We start from the raw sequence: 7,842 nt of genomic DNA, 5'->3' as shown, positions 1-7,842 counted from the left end.
TCCGGCTGCACCGGCCGAAGCCCCAGGACACACCGCCGTATCCCAGGAGGTCGCAGATGAACACCCGCCACGACGTAGCCATTCTCGGCGCAGGCATCGCCGGTTCGATCCTGGGCGCCGTGCTCGCCCGCAACGGCGCCAAGGTGCTGCTGCTGGACGCCGGCACCCACCCGCGGTTCGCCATCGGGGAGTCCACCATCCCCTACACCTCGGTGCTGATGAAGGTCGTCAGCGCCCGCTACGACGTGCCGGAGATCGCCCACCTCGCCAGCTTCCAGAGCGTACGCAAGCACGTGACCGGGGCCTGCGGCGTCAAGCGCAACTTCGGCTTCGTCTACCAGCGCGAGGGCCAGGCCCAACGGCCCGACGAGGTCAACCAGTTCGTCATCCCGAAGATGCTGCACACCGAGAACCACTTCTACCGGCAGGACATCGACGCCTACATGGCGTACACCGCCGCCTCCTACGGCGCGGTCCTGCGGCAGCAGACCCGGATCCAGGACGTCGACATCGACGGCTCGGGCGTCACCTTGACCACCGACCGCGGCGAGACCTTCCAGGCCCGCTACGTGGTCGATGCCAGCGGCCACCGCTCCCCGGTCGCCGAGCACTTCGGCCTGCGCGAACAGCCCACCCGCTTCAAGCACCACTCGCGCTCGCTGTTCACGCACATGGTGGGCGTCACCCCGTACGACGACGTCATGCGCAACCCGTCGCAGTACGGCAACCCCAGCCCGTGGCACCAGGGCACCTTGCACCACGTCTTCGACGGCGGCTGGCTGTGGGTGATCCCCTTCGACAACAACAAGGGCGGCACCAACCGGCTGTGCAGCGTCGGCCTCACCCTGGACCCGCGCCGGCACCCGCGGCCCGACGGCCCGCCGCAGCAGGAATTCGACGAATTCCTCAGCCGGTTCCCCGACATCGCACCGCAGTTCAAGAACGCCCGCCCGGTCCGCGAGTGGGTCTCCACCGGCCGGTTGCAGTACTCGACCACCAGCACCGTCGGCGACCGCTTCTGCATCACCGCGCACGCCGCCGGATTCATCGACGCGCTCTACTCCCGCGGCCTGACCAACACCCTCGAAGTCGTCAACGTCCTGGGCTACCGGCTGCTCGACGCGATCCGCGACGACGACTTCTCCCGCGAACGCTTCGCCTTCGTCGAGCAGTTGGAGCAGGGCCTGCTCAGCGCCAACGACGACCTGGTCAACAGCTCCTTCATCGCCTTCCGCGACTACGAGATGTGGAACGCGGTCTTCAGGACCTGGGCGATCTCCACCGTGCTCGGCACCTTCCACCTCGAAGGCGTCTACGACCGGCTGCGGCGCGGCGGCGACACCGGCCCGCTGCGCGAGATGGAGCACTCCAAGTACCTCGGCTCGCCCTTCCCCACCCACGACGGCTGCAACGAACTGCTGCGCCACACCACCGCCGTCAGCGAGCAGGTCGAGAACGGCACCATCACACCGCAGGAGGCGACCCGGCGGCTGTTCGCGCAGCTCTCCGCCGCCGACTTCATCCCGCCGCCGCTCAACCTCGACAAGCCGGGCAACCACTTCTTCCACGCGACCCCCGCGCGCATGGCGCGCACCGTCGCCTGGGCCCGGACCAAGGCACCCGCCGACATCGCGGGCACGGTGACCCACGCCATGCGCGGCTTCGCCATGGAACGCGTCGCGCACGGCGGCTGACCCATCCGTATCCGACCCGAACAGGTGATGGGCACCATGAGAACCGACCCCGACCACATCGGAGACGACCAGCGTGACCCGGACGTCACCGTCCTGGGCACCGGGATCACGGCCACCTCGCTGGCCGTGATCCTCGCCCGGCACGGCCTGCGCGTCCTGCTGCTCGGCGAGCACGACACGTCCGGCAGCGAGCCGGGTGAGATGACGCTGCCGTGCACCTCGTTCCTCTACGAGGTGATCGCCGAGCGCTTCCGGGTGCCGGAGATCGCGCTGCTCGCCGACGCGGGACGGGTCGGACGCGAACTGTCGTACAACTGCGGCGTGCAGCGCACCCTCGGCTTCGTGCACCACCACGAGGGCGCCGGGCACCGGCGGGCCGACTCCCTCCAGTTCAACATCCCCTCGGAGCACGGCGAGAGCCGCTTCTACCGGCCCGACCTGGACGCCTGGATGCTCGCCGCGGCCGTCGGGTACGGCGCCCGGGTACGGCAGCGGGTCCGGGTCGACAAGGCCGTCGCCGAGGACGACCGGGTACGCCTGACCCTGACCTCGGGTGAGGAGATACGCACCCGCTTCGTGGTCGACACCGGCGGCCCCGACTCGGCCGTGGCCCGCGCGCTCGGCGCCGAGCGGGTCTCCGGGGGCACCGGCACGCGGGTGATCGGCGCGCACGCCGTCGGCGTACGGCCGTACGAGCGGGTCGCGCCGGTCCTCAAGGGTTCGCACCCCTGGTCGCAGGGCACCTTGCACCACGTCTTCGACGGCGGCTGGATACAGGTCGGCCACTTCCGCAACGGCTCGGGTACGCCGGCCGGCTCCGCGCTCGCCACCGTCACCCTGTCGCTGGACGCCGCCCGCTTCCCCCGGCAGGGGACCGACGGCTGGGAGGAGATCCTCGCCCGCGCCGCCCGTCACCCGGCCGTCGCCGCCCAACTCGCCGACGCGCAGCCGATGTTCTGCTGGACGGCCGACTCCGGCCAGTGGCACGCCTCGCGCACCGTGGGCGACCGCATGCTGCTGCTCGACGGCTCCGCGCTCGGCGGCGACCCGGTCCTCGGCCGCGACCTCTACACCTCCGCCCAACTCGTCTACTCCGCGGCCTCCGACATCCTCGCCGCGGCCAGGGACGACGACTGGTCGGCGGGCCGCTTCCGTTATCTGGAGCGTTTGCAGCACGGCATGGCGGACCGTCAGGACCGCCTGGTGGACGCCGCGTTGACCGCCAGCTCGCACCCCGCGCTGTGGAGCGCGACGGCCAGGGTCTGGCTGCTGGGCACCATGTTCGACGCGCTCTCCCTCAAGCGGAGCGCCAAGACGATGGCGTCGGGCGCCGCCGAGGCCGCCCTCACCTCGCTGCGCGCCGACCCCGCGACCGGTGTCTGCCACGAGACGCTGCCGGAATACCGCGAGCTGCTCGACTTCACCCTCGCCGCCTGCCGCGACACCGCCGAGGGCCGCGCCACCGCCCGCCAGAGCGCCGACCGGATCTTCGTCCGCCTGCGGAACGAAGCGATGGTGCCGCCGATCTACGGCTTCGGCGACCCCACCGACCGCGAGTACGTCCTCACCACCCCGCAACGGGTGCGCACCCTGCTGTGGGCGCGCAAGGAAGCACCACCGGGAGTGCTGCGTCTGGTGCGGCCCTACGGCGCGCGCGGCGGCGGAAAAGACCTCGGCCATGACGACTGACCAGGAACAGGACATCCGACGCAGACTCGCCCACCTGGGGATCGTGGACATGGAAGCAGACACCGGAACCAAGAGGTTCCCCGCCCAGGCCCTGCCGCCGGAGCCGTCCGCCATGCGCCAGGTGTGCGGGCACTTCACCACCGGCATCACCGTCGTCACCAGCGTGATCGACGGGCAATGGGTCGGCGCCACCGTCAACTCCTTCACCTCCGTCTCGCTGGAACCGCCCCTGGTGCTGTTCTGCCTGCGGCACGACTCCCGGCTGCTGGCCGCCGTCCGCGCCACCGGGACCTTCGCCGTGAGCATCCTCGGCGCGGCACAGGGCCCGGTCGCCATGGGCTTCGCCGCACCGGGACCGACCCGCTTCGACGGGCTGGACTGCCTCAGCGGCAGCGCCGGCGCGCCCATCCTGCGCGACGCCATCGGCTACCTGGAGTGCAAGGTCGCCGACGAGTACCACGGCGGTGACCACCGGATCGTGGTCGGCGCCGTCACCTCGCTGGGCACGCTGGAGGACGACGGCCCGCTCACCTTCTACCGCGGACGGCTCGCCCGGCTCGACAAGGAGCGCTGACCATGAGCATCGACCTGACGCGACAGCCCGTCGCCGAGGCCGTGCCCCCGTACCCCCACCCCTCCGCGCCGCTCGACCTGCGCACCCTGCCCGAGGTGCGCACCCTGGTGGACGCGCTGCGGCTGCGCGCCGCGACACGGCCGGACGACACCGCCTTCGTCTTCCTGCACGACGGCGAGGAGCCGCAGGACCCGCTGACCTACGGCGCCCTCGACGCCGACGCCCGGCGGCACGCCGCCGCGCTCATCGCCGCGGGACTCGCCGGCCGCAACGCCGTACTGCTCTACCCCTCAGGATTCGATTTCGTCCGCGCCCTGCTCGGCTGCATGTACGCGGGCATCGCCGCGGCGCCGGTCCAGGTGCCCAGCCGGGTCAGCGGACTCCAGCGGCTGCGCGGCATCGCCGACGACGCGGACACCCACGCCGTCCTCACCACGGCCGCCGTGGCACGCGAGCTGCGGGAGCGGTTCGGCGACCGCCCGGAGCTGACCGGCCTGACGCTGATCCCCACCGACGAACTGCCCGAGGACGCCGCCGGGGGCGCGGACCCGGAGCAGTGGCACGGCACGCTGCCGGGACCGGGCGACACCGCGCTGCTCCAGTACACCTCGGGGTCGACCGGCGACCCCAAGGGCGTGATGGTCACCCACGCCAACTTCATGGCCAACGCACGGGAGACCGACGACCTGTGGCCCTGCGGCCCCGGTGCCACCGTGGTGTCCTGGCTGCCGCTCTTCCACGACATGGGCATGCTGTTCGGGATCGTGCTGCCGCTGTGGGCGGGCCCGACCTCGTATCTGATGACACCCGAGGCGTTCATCCGCCGCCCGGCCCGCTGGCTGGAGGCGATCTCGCGGTTCCGCGGGACGCACGCCGCCGCGCCCGGCTTCGCGTACGACCTGTGCGTGTCAGCCGCCGCGGAGGGCCGGATCGGTCCGGGCCTCGACCTGTCCAGTTGGCAGGTCGCGGGCAACGGCGCGGAACCGGTGCGCTGGCGGACCATCGAGAACTTCGCCGCCGCCTTCGCCCCCGCGCGCTTCGACCCGCGCGCGATGTGCCCCGGCTACGGGCTCGCCGAGAACACCCTGAAGGCCACCGGCGACCGCGTCGACCGGGAACCCGCCGCCCTGTGGGTCTCCGACGACGCCCTGCGGGACGGCGTGGTCCGGCAGGTCGACGCGGACGCGCCCGGCGCCGTGCCGATCGTCGGCTGCGGCGCGCCGGAGCCCGGGACCCGGATCAGGATCGTCGACCCCGCGACCCTGAACCCGCTGCCCGACGGCCGCGTCGGCGAGATCTGGATCAACGGGCCCTGCGTGGCGGCCGGCTACTGGGGCCGCCCGGAGGCGAGCAAGGAGACCTTCTGGGCCCGCACCGCCCCCGCCGCCGACGACAGCCACGAATATCTGCGCACCGGCGACCTCGGCTTCCTCCACGACGGCACCCTGTACATCAACGGGCGGCTCAAGGACCTCGTCATCCGCGCGGGCCGCAACCACTACCCGCAGGACATCGAACTGTCCGCCGAGACCGCCGCCCCCGGCCTGCGCCCCAACTGCGCGGCGGCCTTCTCCGTGGACGACGGCAGCACCGAGAAACTGGTCGTCGTCGTGGAGGCCGACGGGCGGACCTTGCGCGAGACCGGTACGGAACGGCTGCACAGGCTTGTACGTGAGGCGGTCTGGGACAATCATCGGCTGGAGGCGGACGACGTACTGCTGGTGCGGCGCGGCACTCTGCCCAAGACCTCCAGCGGCAAGGTGCGACGCCGCGCCTGCCGACAGCTCTACACGGACGGATCGCTGGCCGACGCCGTCGTACGAAGCGGCTGACGTCCGGGCCCCGCGACGCCCGCACGGCCAGGTCATGACGCACCGAGGAGACACCGTGTCCGCAAGCCCAGGAAGAGGAACCACCGCCGAGCGGCTGTCCGAACTCACCCGCAGGCGGGCCGAGTCGGCGCGGCTGGCGACCGACGCACCAGCCGTCGCGCGCCAGCACGACAAGGGCAAGCTCACCGCCCGCGAACGCATCGACGCCCTGGTCGACCCGGGCAGCTTCGTCGAGCTGGACGCCATGGCCAGGCACCGCTGCCACGACTTCGGCATGGACCGCCAGCGTCCGCTCGGCGACGGCGTGATCACCGGATACGCCACGATCGACGGCCGCCGGGTCTGCCTGTTCGCCCAGGATTTCACCGTCTTCGGCGGCAGCCTCGGCGAGGTCTACGGCGAGAAGATCCTCAAGGTGATGGACCTGGCGCTGCGCACCGGCTGCCCCATCATCGGCATCAACGACTCGGGCGGCGCCCGCATCCAGGAGGGCGTGGTCTCCCTCGCCCTCTACGCCGAACTGGTCAAGCGGCACGTGCAGGCGTCCGGCGTCATCCCGCAGATCTCCCTGATGACCGGCCCCTGCGCGGGCGGCGCCGTCTACGCCCCGGCGATCACCGACTTCATCGTCATGGTCGAGGGCATCTCCCACATGTTCGTCACCGGGCCCGACGTGCTGAAGACGGTGACCGGCCACCAGATCGACCGCGAGGAACTGGGCGGCGGCTACAGCCACAACGCCGTCTCGGGCAACGCCCACCACCTCGCGCGCGACGAGAAGGAGGCGTTCGAGTACGTCCGCCTGCTCCTCGGCTACCTCCCGTCGAACAACATGGACGACGCGCCCGACTACGAGGTGCGCGCCGCGGAGGAGTTCACCGCCGCCGACCTCGCGCTCGACGAGCTGATCCCCGACGAGGCCAACCGGCCCTACGACATGCACCAGGTGATCCACACCGTCCTCGACGACGGCGAGCTCCTCGAAACGCAGGAACTGTTCGCCCGCAACATCATCTGCGGTTTCGGCCGGGTGGAGGGCCGCAGTGTCGGCGTGGTCGCCAACCAGCCCTCGCACATGGCCGGGGCGCTCGACATCGACGCCAGCGAGAAGGCCGCCCGCTTCATCCGCACCTGCGACGCCTTCCACATCCCCGTCCTCACCTTCGTGGACGTCCCCGGCTTCCTGCCGGGCCTGGAGCAGGAACGCGGCGGCATCATCCGGCGCGGCGCCAAGCTGATCTACGCCTACGCCGAGGCCACCGTCCCCATGGTCACGGTCGTCACCCGCAAGGCGTACGGCGGCGGGTACGGCGTCATGGGCTCCAAGCACCTCGGCACCGACGTCAACCTCGCCTGGCCCACCGCCGAGATCGCCGTCATGGGCGGCGAGAGCGCGGTCACCGTCCTGCACCGCCGCGCCGTCGAGCAGGCCGAGGACCCGGCCGCCGAGCGCGACCGGCTGCGCGCCGAGTACGAACAGGCGCTGTGCAACCCGTACGTCGCCGCCGAGCGGGGTTACGTGGACGCGGTGATCATGCCGCACGAGACCCGCGGGCAAGTGGCCCAGGCGCTACGCGCGCTCGCCGACAAGCGGGTGACGCGGCTGCCGCGCAAGCACGGGAACATCCCGCTGTGAGCGGCGCGCGCGACCCCGACATCCGGGTGGTGCGGGGCGAGCCCACCGCCGAGGAGCTGGCCGCGCTGCTCGCGGTGTGGGCGGGCGCCGGCGCCGCGCTCGGTGACGAGCCCGCGGCGCGGCGGTCGCCTTCGCGGCGATCGTGGCGGCGGGGCACGGTCCCCGCCCCGGACCGCGGCCCCGGCCAGTGGCGGCGCGGCGGCCGGAGCGGCGGCTGGACGCCGTGAGCGCGGCCGTCCGTCGCGCGGCCCCCTGACCGCCGCGGGGCGTCGGAGCCGGGAAGCCGCCGGAGTCGGGGAAGCCGAACCAGCCAAATGAGCCAAGGGAGCCATCGTGCGCAAGGTGCTCATCGCGAACCGCGGTGAAATTGCTGTCCGCGTTGCCCGTGCCTGCCGGGATGCGGGGATCGCGAGTGTG

The 7,842-nt window shown here is 72.0% G+C and carries 7 protein-coding genes; all 7 read left to right on the top strand.

All coding sequences use genetic code 11. The features are described 5' to 3' along the window. Positions 1-56: 56 nt before the first annotated feature. Entirely contained in the window at positions 57-1,694 is a 1,638-nt protein-coding gene (locus tag ACIP4Z_RS13270) for an FAD-dependent oxidoreductase (RefSeq protein ID WP_355334782.1), read from the top strand. A 36-nt stretch (positions 1,695-1,730) separates the two neighbouring features. Continuing rightward, the gene (locus ACIP4Z_RS13265) at positions 1,731-3,383 is read left to right on the top strand and encodes an NAD(P)/FAD-dependent oxidoreductase (RefSeq protein WP_391047682.1); all 1,653 of its coding nucleotides are present in this window, start codon (positions 1,731-1,733) and stop codon (positions 3,381-3,383) included. After that, positions 3,373-3,957, top strand: a complete 585-nt coding sequence (locus ACIP4Z_RS13260; RefSeq protein WP_391047680.1) for a flavin reductase — start codon at positions 3,373-3,375, stop codon at positions 3,955-3,957. The genes ACIP4Z_RS13265 and ACIP4Z_RS13260 overlap by 11 nt, the downstream gene beginning before the upstream one ends. Before the next feature lie 2 nt (positions 3,958-3,959). Continuing rightward, on the top strand, positions 3,960-5,789 hold the full coding sequence (locus tag ACIP4Z_RS13255) for a fatty acyl-AMP ligase (protein ID WP_401307320.1): 1,830 nt from the start codon (positions 3,960-3,962) through the stop codon (positions 5,787-5,789). Positions 5,790-5,823: 34 nt separating this feature from the next. Continuing rightward, a complete protein-coding gene (locus tag ACIP4Z_RS13250; protein WP_391047674.1) occupies positions 5,824-7,425 on the top strand; it encodes a carboxyl transferase domain-containing protein in 1,602 nt (533 codons plus the stop codon). Beyond that, positions 7,422-7,652 carry an acyl-CoA carboxylase epsilon subunit gene (locus tag ACIP4Z_RS13245; RefSeq protein ID WP_391047672.1) on the top strand — a complete coding sequence of 77 codons (231 nt, stop codon included), beginning with the start codon at positions 7,422-7,424 and terminating at the stop codon, positions 7,650-7,652. Before ACIP4Z_RS13250 ends, ACIP4Z_RS13245 begins: the two co-directional genes overlap by 4 nt. 106 nt (positions 7,653-7,758) lie before the next feature. Continuing rightward, positions 7,759-7,842, top strand: an 84-nt coding sequence (locus tag ACIP4Z_RS13240) for a biotin carboxylase N-terminal domain-containing protein (RefSeq protein ID WP_355335748.1), incomplete at its 3' end; no start/stop codon positions are given.

The organism is Streptomyces sp. NPDC088910 (assembly GCF_044749865.1).
Lineage (GTDB): Bacteria > Actinomycetota > Actinomycetes > Streptomycetales > Streptomycetaceae > Actinacidiphila.
The sequence above is the reverse complement of the archived record's forward strand: the minus strand, read 5'-3'. Positions and strand labels throughout refer to the sequence as shown.

Coding starts and splice junctions, on each gene's coding strand:
- ACIP4Z_RS13270 (WP_355334782.1), top strand. CDS start 57: ATGAACACCCGCCACGACGTAGCCATTCTCGGCGCAGGCATCGCCGGT.
- ACIP4Z_RS13265 (WP_391047682.1), top strand. CDS start 1,731: ATGAGAACCGACCCCGACCACATCGGAGACGACCAGCGTGACCCGGAC.
- ACIP4Z_RS13260 (WP_391047680.1), top strand. CDS start 3,373: ATGACGACTGACCAGGAACAGGACATCCGACGCAGACTCGCCCACCTG.
- ACIP4Z_RS13255 (WP_401307320.1), top strand. CDS start 3,960: ATGAGCATCGACCTGACGCGACAGCCCGTCGCCGAGGCCGTGCCCCCG.
- ACIP4Z_RS13250 (WP_391047674.1), top strand. CDS start 5,824: ATGACGCACCGAGGAGACACCGTGTCCGCAAGCCCAGGAAGAGGAACC.